This window comes from Paenibacillus sp. FSL R10-2199 (assembly GCF_038000235.1).
In the GTDB taxonomy this organism is placed as follows: Bacteria; Bacillota; Bacilli; order Paenibacillales; family Paenibacillaceae; genus Paenibacillus_AQ; species Paenibacillus_AQ phytohabitans.
Map to the genome: position 1 here is coordinate 1,267,552 of NZ_JBBOBO010000002.1, position 16,243 is coordinate 1,283,794.

The 16,243-nt window shown below is 51.1% G+C and carries 14 protein-coding genes; 3 read left to right on the plus strand and 11 right to left on the minus strand.

The annotated features are described in order from the left end of the window. Positions 1-96 precede the first annotated feature (96 nt). From NYE33_RS33285 to cysT, 5 genes are all read right to left on the minus strand, one after another. Entirely contained in the window at positions 97-558 is a 462-nt protein-coding gene (locus NYE33_RS33285; protein WP_341069548.1) for a hypothetical protein, read from the minus strand. 113 nt (positions 559-671) lie between these two features. After that, on the minus strand, positions 672-1,739 hold the full coding sequence (locus tag NYE33_RS33290; RefSeq protein WP_042134371.1) for a sulfate ABC transporter substrate-binding protein: 1,068 nt from the start codon (positions 1,737-1,739) through the stop codon (positions 672-674). Between the two features lie 39 nt (positions 1,740-1,778). Continuing rightward, the gene (locus NYE33_RS33295; RefSeq protein WP_042134369.1) at positions 1,779-2,843 is read right to left on the minus strand and encodes a sulfate/molybdate ABC transporter ATP-binding protein; all 1,065 of its coding nucleotides are present in this window, start codon (positions 2,841-2,843) and stop codon (positions 1,779-1,781) included. A gap of 2 nt (positions 2,844-2,845) precedes the next feature. Beyond that, positions 2,846-3,643, minus strand: a complete 798-nt coding sequence (locus tag NYE33_RS33300) for a sulfate ABC transporter permease subunit (protein ID WP_042134367.1) — start codon at positions 3,641-3,643, stop codon at positions 2,846-2,848. After that, positions 3,640-4,455: a sulfate ABC transporter permease subunit CysT gene (gene cysT / locus NYE33_RS33305; RefSeq protein ID WP_042134365.1), complete on the minus strand. Its 816-nt coding sequence runs from the start codon at positions 4,453-4,455 to the stop codon at positions 3,640-3,642. Before cysT ends, NYE33_RS33300 begins: the two co-directional genes overlap by 4 nt. Before the next feature lie 195 nt (positions 4,456-4,650). Here cysT and NYE33_RS33310 point away from each other — a divergent pair, with 195 nt between their 5' ends. Beyond that, positions 4,651-5,052 carry a secondary thiamine-phosphate synthase enzyme YjbQ gene (locus NYE33_RS33310; RefSeq protein WP_042134363.1) on the plus strand — a complete coding sequence of 134 codons (402 nt, stop codon included), beginning with the start codon at positions 4,651-4,653 and terminating at the stop codon, positions 5,050-5,052. Between the two features lie 153 nt (positions 5,053-5,205). Here the strand turns inward: NYE33_RS33310 and NYE33_RS33315 are convergent, their stop codons facing one another. The 3 genes from NYE33_RS33315 to NYE33_RS33325 all read right to left on the minus strand — a co-directional run bounded on the left by NYE33_RS33315 (position 5,206) and on the right by NYE33_RS33325 (position 7,910). Then, complete coding sequence (locus NYE33_RS33315; protein ID WP_039296452.1) at positions 5,206-5,787, minus strand: TetR/AcrR family transcriptional regulator; 582 nt, start codon at positions 5,785-5,787, stop codon at positions 5,206-5,208. A gap of 4 nt (positions 5,788-5,791) precedes the next feature. Next, positions 5,792-6,424 carry a YigZ family protein gene (locus NYE33_RS33320; protein WP_039296449.1) on the minus strand — a complete coding sequence of 211 codons (633 nt, stop codon included), beginning with the start codon at positions 6,422-6,424 and terminating at the stop codon, positions 5,792-5,794. 130 nt (positions 6,425-6,554) lie between these two features. Beyond that, complete coding sequence (locus NYE33_RS33325; protein ID WP_039296447.1) at positions 6,555-7,910, minus strand: glucose-6-phosphate isomerase; 1,356 nt, start codon at positions 7,908-7,910, stop codon at positions 6,555-6,557. Positions 7,911-8,173: 263 nt separating this feature from the next. On the opposite strand from NYE33_RS33325, the gene NYE33_RS33330 reads away from it, so the two are divergent. After that, a complete protein-coding gene (locus NYE33_RS33330) occupies positions 8,174-9,076 on the plus strand; it encodes an NAD(P)-dependent oxidoreductase (protein WP_076242389.1) in 903 nt (300 codons plus the stop codon). A 498-nt stretch (positions 9,077-9,574) separates the two neighbouring features. Here NYE33_RS33330 and ppnP read toward each other — a convergent pair whose 3' ends face one another. Further along, the gene (gene ppnP / locus NYE33_RS33335; protein ID WP_039296439.1) at positions 9,575-9,892 is read right to left on the minus strand and encodes a pyrimidine/purine nucleoside phosphorylase; all 318 of its coding nucleotides are present in this window, start codon (positions 9,890-9,892) and stop codon (positions 9,575-9,577) included. 34 nt (positions 9,893-9,926) lie between these two features. Next, positions 9,927-11,978 carry a transketolase gene (tkt, locus tag NYE33_RS33340; protein WP_076242388.1) on the minus strand — a complete coding sequence of 684 codons (2,052 nt, stop codon included), beginning with the start codon at positions 11,976-11,978 and terminating at the stop codon, positions 9,927-9,929. A gap of 318 nt (positions 11,979-12,296) precedes the next feature. Between tkt and NYE33_RS33345 the strand changes: the two genes are divergently transcribed. Further along, positions 12,297-12,941 carry a hypothetical protein gene (locus tag NYE33_RS33345; RefSeq protein WP_042134351.1) on the plus strand — a complete coding sequence of 215 codons (645 nt, stop codon included), beginning with the start codon at positions 12,297-12,299 and terminating at the stop codon, positions 12,939-12,941. Positions 12,942-13,022: 81 nt separating this feature from the next. Here NYE33_RS33345 and NYE33_RS33350 read toward each other — a convergent pair whose 3' ends face one another. Then, positions 13,023-16,208 (minus strand): hypothetical protein, encoded by a 3,186-nt coding sequence (locus NYE33_RS33350; protein WP_341069552.1) that lies wholly within the window; start codon positions 16,206-16,208, stop codon positions 13,023-13,025. Positions 16,209-16,243: the final 35 nt, after the last annotated feature.

Consider the following 16,243-nt stretch of genomic DNA (forward strand, 5'->3'; position numbering starts at 1 on the left):
ATCTCAATCTGTATATTATAAAACAGCAGCCGTCCCTTTGCATCCTGCATCCCGATTCCCGCCGCTCCCCCGCCCGCAACACGAAGACGAACAAACTCATCGGCTTATGCAGCCTGTGCAGCTTATGTAGATTATAGGCCGCCTACTTTCGGCGGATTCAGGGGCACTTTTGCCCCTCATTTCCTCCTGCTGCCCACTTTTGGTGGATTCAGAGGGATTTATCCCTTTAATTTCCTCATACCGCCCACTTTCAACAGAATCAGAGGGATTTATCCCTTTAATTTCCCCATACCGCCCACTTTCAACAGAATCAGAGGGATTTATCCCTTTAATTTCCCCATACCGTCCACTTCCAGCGGAATCAGAGGGATTTATCCCTTTAATTTCCTCATACCGTCCACTTTCAGCGGAATCAGAGGGATTTATCCCTTTAATTTCCTCATACCGCCCACTTTCGGCGGATTCAGAGGGATTTATCCCTTTAATTTCCTCATACCGCCCACTTTCGGCGGATTCAGAGGGATTCCTATACAAAAACAAAGAGCCGTCCGGCAGCATCCGCCGCAGACCAGCTCTCCTAATCGCCCGCATTTCACAAAAAGTAGGAATCACGAATCATCCGATTCCCGTAAGCAATCAACCGTCATACCGTATCCGTCCGAACTTCCCAACTAAATCCCGGCCAACACCTGATACCAGATTCCACGCTTGGAATAGAGGGTCGTACGGACTTCTTCCCAGCCGCCAAGGTAGCTGATATCGAACAGTCCCGCAGGAACCGGATACTGGCTCTCATGCTCCGCATAGACCTGCTCGTTCACCGGACGGAAGCCGAATTTGGCGAAGACCTCCTGCGCCTCCGGCGTGGTCAGATAATCCACCAGCGCCTCTGATGCCTCGCGGGTGCCATGCTCATCCGCATATTTGTCCACCACTGCAGCGGGGTTCTCGATCAGGATTGTATTCTGCGGGATGATCACCTCATACTTCACCCCTTGGGCTATCCGCGCCAGCAGCTCATTCTCATAAGTGACGATTACATCGCCTACCCCGTATTCGAAGGCCGCCATCGAAGCGCGTCCGCTTTTATCCAGAGACTCCACGTTGGCGTGTATGCTCTCCAGAAAAGCTTTCGCGGCAGCAGGGTCTTTCGCCCCCTCCTGCGCCTCAGACAGCTTCAGACCCGCCCCGTAGATCGCATTGATGTCCCACTGCGCACCGCCGGACGTCTTCGGATTCGGATAGAGCACCTTCACACCCGGCTTCGCCAGATCGGCAAAATCATGAATGCCCTTGGGGTTGCCTTCCCGTGTACCCAAGGCCACAACCGAACGCGTGACCATTCCAGCCTCGCCGCGTTCCTTCCAGCTCTTCTCCACTAGGCCCGCTTTGACCAGCTTCTCAACATCGCCTTCCATCGCCAGCAGAGTGACATCCGCCTCGAATCCGCCGGCAATCGCCCGCGCCTGGGTTCCGGAAGCCTCATAGGACTCCTGGAATACGATTTTTTGGCCGGTCTTAGCCTGCCATTCCTCCGCGAACAAGGGCAGAATTTCACCCATCGCATCCTTCGCTACGCTGTACGCACCGACCACCAGGGTCAAATCCCCCTGCTGCGCCGCAGCAGCTGTTGAACCTTCCTGTTCATTTCCGCAGCCGGCGGCGGTCAGTGTGAGCACCGCCAGCATTAAGACAGCCAGCCAGCCGTGCAGTTGTCTGCTCCTTCTGAAAAGCCTCATACCGGCGACACATCCTACATCTTATATTTTTAAATATTTCTAGATAAATACAGGCATCGGATCTTCCTTCAGCCCGTTCTCCTGAATCCAGCTGTGTTCATCATTGAACAGGTAGGCGCGGTGCACAAGCACGGAAATTTCCTGCCCGGGAGTCAGCGTCTCCTTCTCCAACGAGCGATAGGTTACCAGCTTATGACCGTTCACCTCAACCTCCACCAGCCATTCGCTGCCGCGGAAATGCAGATGCTTCACGATGCCCTGCTCGGTGGCCGAAGCCATTTTGAATTCATGCAGGTGGCCTACCTCGATATACTCGGGACGGATCAGTGCCTTGGTCGGTTTGCCGCCGCCTGCCCCTTTGAAGCCCTTCAGCTCGGAGGCACTCTCAATCAGCGTCGATTCCCCGATAAAGGTCGCCACGAACGGTGTCTTCGGCTCCTTGTAGATATCCCATGGCGTACCCTTTTGCTCCAGGCGGCCCTGGTTGATGATCATAATCTCATCCGCCACCTCAATCGCTTCATCCTGGTCATGGGTAACGAAGATCGAGGTTATGCCGACACGCTCAATCAGCTCCCGCAGCCAGGAGCGCAGCTCTTGGCGGATCTTGGCATCAATCGCCGCGAACGGCTCATCCAGCAGCAGCAGCTGCGGCTCAGGCGCGAGCGCCCGGGCAAAAGCCACCCGCTGGCGCTGACCTCCTGACAGCTGATGCGGATACCGCTTCTCGAAGCTCTTCAGCCCGGTAAGCTCCACCAGCTCGGCCACGCGGTCACGGATGGCATTTTTCGAACTCTTTTTCACCTTCAGCCCGAAGGCAATATTCTCAAACACGGTCATGTGCTTGAACAGCGCATAGTTCTGGAACACAAAGCCGATCTCACGCTCCTGGGGCGGCAAGTTATTCACAGTTTTGCCATGGAAAATAATCTCCCCGCTGTCCGGTGTCTCCAGTCCCGCCAGCATGCGCAGGATGGAGGTTTTGCCGCCTCCGCTTGGGCCGAGCAGCCCGATCAGATGACCTTTGGTAATCCCGAAATTGACGTCCTTCACGGCGTGGAAATCTCCAAAATGCTTATTCAGTCCCCGGACCTCTACATGCATAACTAGTGCACACCCTTTCTTCTCTTGCTCCATTCCATCAACAGCAGCAGACCCGCGGAGAACGCGGCCAGCACCAGCGCTATACCGCCCGCAGCCGTAACATTGAAATTCTCGACATCCTGATAGACCAGCGTGGTCGCAGTCTGCGTTTTGTTCATAATATTGCCGGACACAACGAGCACCGCACCGAATTCACCAAGCGAACGGGCCACCGTCAGAATCACTCCATAGATCACGGCCCAGCGGATCGAAGGCCAGGTTACTTTCCAGAAGGTGGTCCATCCATATGCACCAAGCGTCGAAGCCGCTTCCTCCTGCTGGGAGCCAATCTCCTGCAGCACCGGCATCACCTCACGCACCATCAGCGGGAAGGTCACGAACAATGTGGCAATGACCATTCCGGGAAAAGCATACACAATCTTCACTCCGATTTGTTCAAACAGCGCACCCAGCGCACTGTCCGGCCCCAGCAGAAGGACGATCATCAGACCGCCGATCACCGGCGATACCGCATAAGGCAGGTCAACGATGCTGTTCAGCAGGCTTTTCAGGCGCCGTCCCAGCCAGTTCGCCCGCACCAGATACAAAGCCATCATGATGCCAAACAGCGTATTCAGCAGCGTGACTACGACCACCACGAATCCGGTCATCATCAGCGCGTGCAGCGCCTCCGGCCGGGTCAGGGCATTCCAGAAGCCGCCCCAGCCTTCGCTGAAGGCACCGATCGTCATTTTACCCAGCGGCGCGGCAATCAGCAGGAAGAATACGAGATACGTCAGTGTAATCCAGAGTCTTCTCATGATCTTCTCCCCCGCATCTGCAGCAGACTAATCAGCCAGAGAATAAGAAAGGACAAGGTCAGGAGAATAATCGAGACCGCTGCGGCCCCCACCGGATTATCACTCTCAACTTCGCCGAAAATAAATACCGATGACACCAGCGTCCGCCCCGGAATATTGCCCGCCACCAGCACAACCGCTCCGAATTCAGCGAGCGCCCGGGAGAAGGCCAGCATCCCCCCGCCAATCATACCCGGTGACATCGACGGCAGAATGACCTGCAGGAAGACCCGGCTGGGCTTAGCCCCCATCGTATACGCCGCCTCTTCTTCAGAAGCGTCCAGCTCCTCCAGCAGCGGCTGCACCGCCCGGATCACGAAGGGAAAAGTGACGAAGACCATGGCAATCACAATCGCCGGCTGGTGAAAAACAATCTCGAACCCCAGCGACTCCGCCAGACCGCCGATTAGGCTCCCTGGACCCAGCAGCAGAAGGATCATTAGGCCTCCAACGGCAGTAGGCAGGGCAAACGGGAGATCAACCAGGCTGTTCAGCAGCGCTTTGCCGGGAAACTTATAGCGTATAAGCACCCAGGCAATCATCGTCCCCAGCAGCACATTAATGAGTGTGGCGATAACCGCCAGCTTAAGCGTCAGTAAAACCGACTTCCAGGCAATCGGATCCATAATACTCTCGACAAAACTGCCAATACCGAGCGAGAATGAATTGTAATAGACACCGAGTATCGGCAGCACGATCAGCACTACAAAATAAAGTAAAATAGTTGTACGGAATCCCCAGGTCCAGCCTTTGTGTCTAATCAACGAATTCAATGGTTAAGCCTCCCACCTCCGGCTATCCGGTCGGTATACTCGTCTTTAAAGCTGTAATTATTCCTATTAATATACTTGGTTTAAAGTTATCACTACTTTACCAAAGACCGCTTGCTGCCGTCAATTACTTTCGTAGCTTTTGGGTTAAAGTATATATAACATTCATTTTGCCTATGTAAGAGAGGGGAGTTCATTATGCTTCATACTATGGAGATCAGCACCAGCAAACGGGATGAGTTACGGGATATCACCCGCGAGGTCCAAGCTTATGTGAAGAAAAGCGCAGTGCGAAGCGGAATTATTGTAGTGTATTGTCCGCACACCACCGCGGGGATTGCGATTAACGAGAACGCCGACCCGGATGTGAAACATGATGTGCTGATGCGCCTGGATGAAGTCTATCCGTGGGAACATCCGAAATACCGCCACGCCGAGGGCAATACCGCTTCCCATCTGAAGTCAATCACAGCAGGCCCTTCCCAAACCATTATTATTCATGATGGAGCCTTGCTGCTGGGCCGCTGGCAGGGGATCTATTTCTGTGAGTTCGACGGTCCAAGACACCGGCAGTATTATCTGAAAATCATCGGGGGGTAGTCCGTTATTCCGTATAAAAGCTTATAGAAAAGCAGCTTCGCCGGTTCCTGCGGAGCTGCTTTCTATATTATTTATAGCTTCTATAACACTTTCACCAATCAATGTTATACCAATGCAACGCTCTAAAGTGCGGATTGCTAAAAAAAACAGCTATTATAAACTGCGGCTTAATACTTTGACATGAGTAAGTGCGGCTTGCTTCACATCTTCGAACAGCACCTTATCTTGAATATAATAGGAGATAAATCCGTGAGCAGACAAGAACAGGGTCAGCGGCACACTTTGCCAGTCTTCCGACACATATCCCTCTTCCTTCATATGACGGCGGACAATACCTGCAAACAACTCGAAACATCGACCCTGTTCAGCTCTACAATAAGCAAGCAGCTCTTCATCGCGGATCATGAACATGATCTCATACTGGTACGGATGATCCAGCCCGAAACGGATGAACTCCATAATCAGCTGTTCAACACGGGTCATTCCCTCTTCAGGGGGCATGCTCATTGCCTGATTCAGCAGTGTAGCCACATGATTGAAATCCTCGACTACGATTGCGTAGAATAATTCAGCCTTCTCTTTGAAGTGGTAATAGAGAGAACCGTGACTATAACCCAGATGCTGGCCGATGCTGCGCATCGAAATGGCCCGGTACCCTTTGGTTATAAAAAGATGCCTCGCCGCCTCCAATATCCTTTCCCTCGACAATTCCTGCTCCACTGCTCTTCTTGCCATAAATTTATTCCCCTTCGCTGTAGTAAAGCCGCCGCCCTTCCGTAACCTGGGCTTGCGCCCCGGTAAGATCGGTTATCCATGCGATAAATGCGTCACCTTCATCATTGCGCGGAAGACATAGCAGCGTAACTTTATCCGTAAATAAAGTTTCGCCAGTCTGGATGCCTCTGCCCCGCAGCGCGTTCTCCACCTTGCCCAGCCAGGTGTATTCGATTTCCACGAACACCTCCCGCCTCAGCACACGGGTGATCACCTCTCCGGCTTCCAGTGCCAGCACTGCGCCGTCTGTATAGGCCCGAATCAGTCCGCCTGCGCCCAGCATAATGCCTCCGAAATAACGGGTAACTACAATAGCGACATTTTTAACCTTTTGGCTGCGGATTACTTCCAAAATCGGCTTCCCGGCCGTTCCACTCGGTTCACCGTCATCCGACTGTCTTTGGATCTCATCCCTCTCACCAATCATATAAGCAGAACAGTTATGTGTAGCGTTCCAGTGCTGCTTCTTGATGTCTTCAATGAATTGCACGGCTTCTTCTTCGCTCTCCACCGGCATTACATGTCCGATGAAGCGTGATTTACGGATTACGACTTCCCGTGAACCGGGAGCACGTACCGTCCGGTATTGTTCCAGCATTTGTTGTCCATTCCTTAATATACATATGATAACTTGATATATATTAGGAGCAGCCCCCGGTAATGGTTACCTATGGACTGCTCCCTGATGACTTACATTTAGTATGAATGATCTGCGCGTATGGTTACAACTACTCAGTAAGTCTGGCTTCCAGCTCTGCCTTTTCTTTCTCGTAGCCCGGTTTACCGAGCAATGCGAACATATTCTTCTTGTAAGCTTCAACGCCCGGCTGATCGAACGGATTCACACCCAGCAGGTATCCGCTGATGCCGCAGGCTTTCTCGAAGAAGTACACCAGATAGCCGAAAGTATAAGGCGTCTGGTCAGGAATAGTGACGATCAGGTTCGGCACTTGGCCGTCTGTGTGCGCCAGCATGGTTCCCTGGAAGGCCTTCTTGTTCACGAAGTCCATCGTCTTGCCTGTCAGGAAGTTCAGTCCGTCCAGATCATCAGGATCAGACTCGATCGATACATGGTGCTGTACCTGTTCTACCTGGATAACCGTTTCAAAGATATTGCGGTTACCTTCTTGAATGAACTGACCCATGGAGTGCAGGTCTGTCGAGAAGTCAACGGAGGAAGGATAGATTCCTTTGTAATCCTTGCCTTCGCTTTCTCCGTAGAGCTGTTTCCACCATTCAGATACAAAGTGCAGGGACGGCTCGTAGTTCACGAGGATTTCCGTAGTCTTGCCTTTGCGGTAAAGTGCGTTACGTACTGCGGCATATTGATAGCTCTGGTTCGTAGCTACATCCGGATTGTTGAACTCATCGGCTGCAGCTGCGGCCCCTTGCATCATTTCTTCAATGTTGATTCCGGCTACAGCGATGGGCAGAAGGCCTACCGGTGTCAGAACGGAATAACGTCCGCCTACATCATCAGGAATAATGAACGACTCGTAGCCTTCTTCGTTAGCCAGCTTCTTGAGTGCGCCCTTCTCCTTGTCTGTAGTTGCGTAGATACGTTTGCGTGCTTCTTCCTTGCCGTATTTCTTCTCCAGTGCTGCACGGAAGATTCGGAAGGCAATAGCCGGTTCAGTAGTCGTACCCGATTTGGAAATTACGTTCACGGAGAAGTCTTTGCCTTCTACCAGATCAAGCAAATGCGTGATGTAGGTAGAGCTGATGTTGTTGCCGGCAAAATAAACTTCCGGAGTCTTGCGCTTGTCCTTGGACAGGTTGTTGTAGAACGAATGCGAAAGCGCCTCAATAGCTGCGCGTGCTCCCAGGTAAGATCCGCCGATACCGATAACGATCAGTACATCGGAATCACTTTGGATTTTCTTGGCAGCCTGCTGAATACGGGCGAATTCTTCCTTGTCGTACGCTGTAGGGAGATCAATCCAGCCCAGGTAATCGGAGCCGGCTCCGCTCTTGTTATGCAGCTGTTCGTGGGCCAGTTTCACCGGAGCGGCGAAATAGTCAATCTCGGTCTGGCTGAAGAAGGAAAGGGCTTTGGTGTAGTCAAAATTAATCTTCTTGGACATCGGTAATGGTAGCCTCCTGTTTATCTCTTTAGATTTGACACCGTTTGTTGCAACATTATTATCTAGGATACTTTAATTTGCCTTGACTGGCAAGGTCTTAAGGCATATCCCCGGCTTTGGAACCATGTTTATGAAAATTCCATGGAAGCGTTTACTGTCCGGAACCGGAAACCTGTTCTGTGGAACATGCCAGGACCTTCTGATAGAATGTAGACAAACTTAGTTTCTATATTATGATCTCAAAGAGCAAAGGTGGAAATGAAATGAAACAGATCGGCTTTATCGGACTCGGAACGATGGGAGCGCCTATGGCGTCTAACCTGCTGCGCAGCGGCTTTGAGGTTACGGTGTACAACCGCACAGCAGAGAAATGCAGACCTCTGGAGCAGGAAGGCGCGAAGGTTGCTGCATCTCCGCAAGCTGCGGCAGAAGGCAAGAATGTTATTATCACCATGATCAGCAATGATGATTCGATCCGGGAAGTATTCTACGGTGATAACGGTATTCTGGCTACCCTTCAGCCGGGAACCACCGTTGTGGATTCCAGCACCATCTCGCCAGGCCTCGCGAAGGAAATTGCCGTAGCCGTGGAAGAACGGGGCGGCAGCTTCCTCGATGCTCCGGTAACGGGAAGCAAACCTGCAGCCATCGAAGGCACCCTCGTCTTCATGGTTGGCGGCAGCGCCGCAGTGATTGAAGAGCACCGTGATATCTTCGACTCCATGGGCAGACTGCTGCTGCATATGGGTGCTAACGGCAGCGGTGCCGTAGCCAAGCTCGCTCACAATGCCATGGTCGGCATTCATAATGTCGCCCTCGCCGAAGGCTTCTCCATCGCCGTGAAATCAGGTGTTCCCGCAGACAAGTTCCTCGAGCTGGTGAAGAACGGATCGGCAGGCAGCAAGCAGGCTGAGCTGAAGGGACAGAAGATTATTGATAATGATTTCAGCAACCAGTTCTCCCTTGCTCTGATGCTCAAGGATCTCAAGCTGGCATCCTCGCTCAGCGATTCTACCGGCGTACCTTCGCCTATGCTTGGTGTCGCCAAGAGTATGTTCCAGGCGGGCTTCAATCACGGCTACGGGGATGAAGACCTGTCTGCTGTGGTGAAATCTTACGAAGACTGGATCGGCCAGAAGATCGGCGGCAAGGCTGACCAGAAATAATAAACCATACTCAATCAACAATTCCTGCAGGCGCAGCCGGATTTCAGGCTGCGCCTTTTAGCTGCAAATTTAAAATACACTAAGTGCAGGGCTCGCCCTCTCTTAGGTTCGTTCTCCCTAGTTACAGCTTATGTAATTATCCGATTGCAGCCTAAAAATCCCACTTCTCTGCACCTCTGAGAGCTCAACAACAACAAACATACGTTCTTATGTAATGGTAACAAATTTCCGGTTATATGGCAACACTCTCCTCATTTACCTCAATTGATATGGGACTAGCCGAATACGCCAATACCTCACTTATAACGTTGTGTAACTTGGATTTGGGCCGATTCAATGAGGAGAATGTTGTATTCTGGGCGGAATTTTAACAAAATCACCTTGAACTATAGGCAGTCTATGACATGACCCGCGCCATTTCAATCATTATCTGCACACAAAGAAATCCCCCGGCAGCCTAAAGCTCCCGGAGGATTTCTACATTTCTATACTTTTAAATTACACAATCGGGTAAGAACAGCAATAATCAGTTAATGCGAAGACTTCCAGCGCAAACTTGGAGTTGCCGGGAACATGGAACGTTTCTGTTCCGTCGATGTCTTTCCACACGTCAGTACCGGGAAGCAGTACTTTAAGATTGCCGGAGAGGATTTCCATCGTCTCTGGACCTTCTGTGCCGAATTCATACACTCCAGGCAGCATAATACCGAGTGTCACCTTAGTACCGTTCTCTAAAGTAACTGTACGGCTGGTAACTTTTCCGTCGTAATAGATATTCGCTGCTTTTTGAATTGTCGCGCCCGTAAACTGACTCATATGCTTATTCTCCCCTTTATGGTTAATCCGTCTATTATAGCAGGGCTTTCACGCGGCTGACTACATTTTCCACGGTGAAGCCATACTCTCTGATTACTGTGTCGCCAGGGGCGGAAGCGCCGAAGGTAGTGATACCCAGGATGTCGCCTTGATCGCCTGTATAACGTTCCCAGCCGAAGGTTTGCGCCATTTCAATCGCCAGACGGGCTTTCACTTCAGGCAGAATTACGGAATCACGGTAAGCCTTGTCCTGTTTCTCGAACAGATCCCAGCTCGGCAAGCTGATTACACGGACATCAATGCCTTCTTCGGCAAGAGCAGCCTGAGCCTTAACAGCCAGCTGTACTTCAGAGCCTGTAGCAATGATCTGTGCCTGCGGGGTACCATTCTTGGAATCAGAAACTACATAGCCGCCGCGTTTGATGTTCTCGCGAACGCCGTCCACAGTTCCCGGCAGGATCGGCAGGTTCTGACGGGTCAGTACCAGCGCTACCGGATTGGCTGTGTTCTCCATAGCATAAGCCCAAGCTGCCGAAGTTTCGTTGCCGTCAGCCGGACGAAGCACGGTAAGGCCTGGAATGATACGCAGGGACGCAAGCTGTTCAATCGGCTCATGGGTAGGACCGTCTTCACCGACAGCGATACTGTCATGTGTAAGCACGTAGGTTACCGGCAGCTTCATGATGGAAGCCAGACGGACAGCCGGGCGCAGGTAATCTGTGAATACGAAGAACGTACCGCCGAATACTTTGAGCCCGCTGTGCAGTGCAATCCCGTTCATAGCCGCAGCCATACCGAATTCGCGGACGCCGAAATAGATATTGCGGCCGTCATACGATTCAGAAGTGAACTGGGACAGACCGTTCAAGTGAGTCATTGTCGAGCTCTCAAGGTCAGCAGAACCTCCGACCAGCTGCGGGATACCGGCAGTCAAACCGTTCAGCGCATTACCGGAAGCGACACGGGTGGATACTGCTTTGTCTTCTGCTTTGTAGAATGGAAGATTGGCATCCCAGCCTGCTGGAAGCTCACCGTTCAGTGCAGTTTCGAGCTGTGCAGCAAGCTCAGGGTAAGCTTGTTTGTAAGCTGCAAATTTCTCATCCCATGCTTTGTTAGCTGCGATCCCTTTGGCTTTCACTTCTGCAAAGCTGGCGCGTACTTCGTCCGGAACAAAGAAATCTTCTTCATATACCCACTTGTAGAAGTCCTTCGTAAGCTTCGCTTCATCAGCACCCAACGGGGAGCCGTGAGTACCACCATGGCCGCCTTTACCTTGTTTGTTCGGGCTGCCGTAGCCGATAACGGTCTTCACTTCGATCAATGTTGGTTTGCTGCTGTCTGCTTGAGCTTCAGCAAGAGCCTTACCGAGTGCAGGAAGATCGTTGCCGTCTTCTACGCGCAGAACCTGCCAGCCGTAAGCTTCGAAACGTTTGGCCACATTCTCGGAGAACGCGAGGTTCAGCTTGCCGTCGAGGGAAATATCATTGGAATCATACATTACAATCAGTTTGCCCAGCTTCAAATGGCCGGCAAGCGAAGCGGACTCGGAAGAGATCCCTTCCATCAAGTCGCCATCGCCACAGATCGCATACGTATAATGGTCGATTACATTATGTTCGTCTTTATTGTAAGTAGCACCCAGCTGCGCTTCAGCCATCGCCATACCTACAGCCATACCGATACCTTGTCCAAGCGGACCGGTTGTCGCGTCTACACCTGCAGTGTGGCCGAACTCCGGATGTCCCGGTGTCAAGCTGCCCCATTGGCGGAACTGCTTCAATTCTTCCATTGGCAGATCATAGCCGCTCAGGTGGAGCAGGCTGTAGAGCAGCATGGAGCCATGTCCGGCGGACAATACAAAACGGTCACGGTTTACCCAAGTCGGGTGATCCGGGTTATGATTCATCGTCTTGGCGAACAGCTGGTATCCCATGGGTGCGGAACCCATTGGCATGCCGGGATGTCCGGAATTCGCTTTTTCAATCGCATCAATAGCAAGTGTACGGATCGTAGTGATGGCCAGGTTGTCCACCGTCGAGTTTTCTTCTTTATGAATGGCTTGATCTTTTTTTGCTTGTTCAGTCATTAAAATAATCCTCCTCAAATCAAGAATGTCATTTTGACTATTATTGTATCACGTAAGTGGAAGCATTTCCAATTGTTTTTGCTACAGCTTATAGTTAGCGGCTTCTGCCAGGTCTATGCACTCTACCACCAGCTTCGCAGAGTTTCGGAAGGGTTGGGGAGGATGCAATACTGGGATGGAGGAACTTAGCCTTAAGTCTAGTTTCTATCTAAGACTAAAGTTTGTTTTACAAAGCTGATTTATACAGTAAGATGGAAGTACCTCAGCAATATTTTTTACCGGATTATCCATTACTTCCAGCAGAAAGGGATTTCGAAGATGACTGCAAATAGAGATATCTATGTTGTGCTTACCGGAACGGGTACGGCCTTCAGCGGAATTATTAAATGGTTCACCAAAGCAGAGCTGAATCATGCTTCGATCGCCTTTGACAGTGAACTGCGCGAGGTCTACAGCTTCGGGAGAAAAAGAGTGCACAATCCGTTTATCGCCGGACTGATCCATGAGAACTTTATCCATCCGTTCTACAGCAGTGCAGACTGTGCCATCTATCAGCTTAGAGTCAGTGCCGAAGAGTATGACACCATGTACAACCATGTCCAAGGTATGATGCAGAATCAGGAGCGCTATAAATATCATCTGCTCGGCCTGGTGGGTGTGCTGCTGAATATCCGGATCGACAGGGAGGATGCTTTTTTCTGCTCACAATTTGTAGCCTCTGTATTTGAAGAAACGGCCGTGCATCCGGTGGCCAAGCCCTCCTGCTTCGTAACTCCGGAGGATTTCGCCTCGTCCCTGTGTGCCCACAAGATATTCAGCGGCAAACTTTCCTATTATATGCGCCGTAATAATCGTGTGGCTCTCCTCACATCCAGCTTACATACCACCAGTTCACCCGTTCCGGGGGCGGTTGCCGCACGAATGCTCCGCTTAAACGAAGAACGGACTGAGGGGATCGTCTGAACGATCTCCCTCCGCCCGTAGGATGCTGCGTGATATGAACAGATAAGAATAAGATACCGGTAGCTGAGTGACTAAGTTCCGTTATTTTACGCGATGACTCTGATAATATTCTGACCAATCCCCCAGAATGGTTACCGTAACTGAATCGACTTTGGTGGTGAATTCATTAGTCGCGGTAAAAGTGAACGTAACCGGACCATCCGGCAGCTGTTCAAACGACGGGTCTGCCAATTCGCCTGTCCACTTGGTCTTGTCACTTCCGGTCGGACTCAGCTGCGCTGTATACCCTCCGCTCATTGTAACCTGAACGGTATCCGGCAATCCGGTTGCCGTGCCCTGCAGCACGAATTTCTCACCCGCCCAATAAACAGTATACCCCCGCGGACTCTCCGCATTCCCGCTTTTATTCAAATTGTAAGCCTGACGGTTGCTGTTCCACTCCTCTGTGTGCTGGACAGCCCCCTTAATGCTGAGCAGATTGACCATCATATATTTGCGCGGAGACACACTGCTCCAGCCGAACCCGTCATACCCCTCAACTTCCACAGCATATTTCTCATTCTCAGCAAGCATGCCGGAAGGAACCTTCCACTGCTTAGCGCCGGATACCTGTTCACCGGACTGGGCCTTTACCGCCCCGCTTGCCAGATTAATAATACGTACTTTGAAGCGTTGCTGCACATCGCCGTCTTCATCCTGATAATCCCACTGAATCACAGGGGTGAGTGTACTGACAATGGTTGGACTGGATGGGCTGGTGCTGGTTGGATAAATAATATTCACAGCCGGAATCCGGTTCACGACCGTGATATTCTGCGACAGCTCCCGGTATAGTCCCAGACTGTCCGTGACGACTTGCCGCAGCGCGAAGGTTCCGTTTGACGTGAATTGCTTGGTGAAGCTCTCCTGTATGCTGGCCAACCCTTCGTTCCCGCTTGAAGGCTTAAGGAAATATTGATATTTAATACTGTCGCCCTTCGGGATATCCGCATCTGTTGCAGTGCCAGTGATCTGCAGTACATCCGTCCGGTAAATGGGTACCGCTGCTGCATTGCGGCCCGTATCCGTGATCAGGGTAAAACCGGCATGCGGCGGATTATCGATGATGAAGGCTTTTTCATTGGAGACTTCCGACCAGGAGCCTTTTGAATAAGCCCGGGCGTATAGGCTGAAGATCGCGAACCGTTCAAAGGTGGGATTAAGCACCTGATACTGACGCAATCCGCCGGTAGAATCTGTATTCTCGACTGTTTTGGCCAACTGCCCGTCTGACGCGAAGAACTCCAGCCGGTATTTCTCCTGCGGATCGTTCTCCGGATCACTGTAGTTCCACCCAATGAGAGGATCGCCCTGCAGCTCTGCATCCAGAACAGTCGGATTTGTAACCGTACCTGCCGGAGCCGTAAGCGTGATAGCTGGAGCCTGGTTTTCAATGACATCAATCTTTAGCTTAGCCACGTTTGACTTTGCACCGATTTGATCCACTACCCAATGTTCCAGGGTGTAGGACCCTGTGTCCGGGAAATCTATATTTATATTGGCTGTGCGGTACATTGTTGTGGTTCCATCGCTGCTGGTAACCTTCCAGTAGTATTGTAAGCTGCTTGCATCCGACGAGTCTTCATCCGTATCCACACCATAGTAGGTTTTGTTGTCATATTGGTATACAACCGCTGGTCCATTGATTCCTGCCGTTGGAACATGATTCTTGACCGTAAACAACCGAGTGGCATTCGAACTCAGCAATCCATCCGATGCTGTAAGCCGCATTTCCCACCCATCAGAGATGGCCTGCTGCTGTGATATCCCGTAGTTTGAAATTAAATCACGGATCGTTATCACTGGACTCCGATTACCGCTGGTATAATAATAGCCTGAGTTATTGATCCGTGCGTTCCAGCCATAACTCAGTCTGTCCCCATCCTCGTCCGGATCGGGCGTCAAATTTTCCAGCGGAATTACCGTATCCCGGTACACTTCAGATGGCATATAGAATGCAGCTGCAGGTGGATGATTCATGACCTGCACGGTTTGGCTGTAGGGTTCTGACCAAAGCCCCCGATTATCATGGACCTGTAAGGTTAACTGGTAAGTCCCCACTCCGTAGGCGGCAATATTCGGAGGTGTAGTTGCCCCGCCCCAATGACTCCATACCTGCTGCCAGCCGTCCTTAACCACCGTCCAGCTATACACATCAAGCGGATCATTATCCGGATCAAAGGACTTGTCTGTGACCGTCGTAGACTTACGATAGGATACAATGTTGGGATCTACCGTAAAGAGTGCAACCGGTGGGAGATTCCCCCCATTGCCAACAGTACGCACACACCAGTCACTCCAAACTCCTGCTCCATTTTCTCCGTCCACATCACGCACCCGCAGCCGGATATCATATTGATCAGATGTCGGCAGCTGCGCAGGCGGTTGCCCGTCCATCCACATTTCAGATTCGGTTATTTTATACTGCCATTGCCAATCCATCAAGCCCTTGTTATACGCCTTAATATGATCAAGATCGTAGGAGCTATCTGTGATTTGGAGCCATCCCCCCGTTAGCTTCGCACTAAACAGAGCAATCGGCTTGCGGTGTACGTGAAACGTCATGGATGATAAATTATCGCGGCTCCATAGCCGGTAATCATCGAACCGATCATCACTTTTTGGATTATCTCGAGCCTGGAAGGTGGCCACATACACCCCGCTGTAGGGGAATGACTGATACTGGGAATTCCGCCATAGACCACTGTCACCAATGATCCCCATCGAATTGTCAAAAAAGTTCGGATCGTGATCATACCGGTACCTGTCTTGATACTTCGGGTCCCCTTCATAATCTGTATAGGATGTCGTGATGTCTACAGGTGTATTGATTAAGATAAAAGACTTATTCCTTAACCTATAGGACACATTTACATATAGTGTCCTCTCGTCTTTGAAGTTGTATGGATCTACGACTTTGACAGTGATCGTATGCCGTCCAGGAGGTATCCCGTCTGCCAAAACGTCTATGGGTATGGAAAATGGTTTATTATATAATGCCTGCGGAATGGTTACTTTCTTGTAGAAAACATTCGGGATCTCCGCACTGACCACCACATCGTTATTGTCCACATCGTGTACATATCCTTCAATGTTCATCCCGCTGAAGCCCGGCTCGTTAATGAGCTGCTGTTCGCTCGGAGTCGTTACGGTTAGACTTGGAGCTGAATTGATAATTAACGGCACATCGTAAAAATAACGTTGGGCGGCATTCGCCCAACCATTCATGGGAGTGTTATACCAATGACTATCTCTTGCCCAGA

Bases quoted from the DNA above. Each gene is read 5' to 3' on its own strand.
- NYE33_RS33285 (WP_341069548.1), bottom strand. From the start codon at position 558: ATGCTGCCGGACGGCTCTTTGTTTTTGTATAGGAATCCCTCTGAATCC.
- NYE33_RS33290 (WP_042134371.1), bottom strand. From the start codon at position 1,739: ATGAGGCTTTTCAGAAGGAGCAGACAACTGCACGGCTGGCTGGCTGTC.
- NYE33_RS33295 (WP_042134369.1), bottom strand. From the start codon at position 2,843: ATGCATGTAGAGGTCCGGGGACTGAATAAGCATTTTGGAGATTTCCAC.
- NYE33_RS33300 (WP_042134367.1), bottom strand. From the start codon at position 3,643: ATGAGAAGACTCTGGATTACACTGACGTATCTCGTATTCTTCCTGCTG.
- NYE33_RS33310 (WP_042134363.1), top strand. From the start codon at position 4,651: ATGCTTCATACTATGGAGATCAGCACCAGCAAACGGGATGAGTTACGG.
- NYE33_RS33315 (WP_039296452.1), bottom strand. From the start codon at position 5,787: ATGGCAAGAAGAGCAGTGGAGCAGGAATTGTCGAGGGAAAGGATATTG.
- NYE33_RS33320 (WP_039296449.1), bottom strand. From the start codon at position 6,424: ATGCTGGAACAATACCGGACGGTACGTGCTCCCGGTTCACGGGAAGTC.
- NYE33_RS33325 (WP_039296447.1), bottom strand. From the start codon at position 7,910: ATGTCCAAGAAGATTAATTTTGACTACACCAAAGCCCTTTCCTTCTTC.
- NYE33_RS33330 (WP_076242389.1), top strand. From the start codon at position 8,174: ATGAAACAGATCGGCTTTATCGGACTCGGAACGATGGGAGCGCCTATG.
- ppnP (WP_039296439.1), bottom strand. From the start codon at position 9,892: ATGAGTCAGTTTACGGGCGCGACAATTCAAAAAGCAGCGAATATCTAT.
- tkt (WP_076242388.1), bottom strand. From the start codon at position 11,978: ATGACTGAACAAGCAAAAAAAGATCAAGCCATTCATAAAGAAGAAAAC.
- NYE33_RS33345 (WP_042134351.1), top strand. From the start codon at position 12,297: ATGACTGCAAATAGAGATATCTATGTTGTGCTTACCGGAACGGGTACG.
- NYE33_RS33350 (WP_341069552.1), bottom strand. From the start codon at position 16,208: ATGAATGGTTGGGCGAATGCCGCCCAACGTTATTTTTACGATGTGCCG.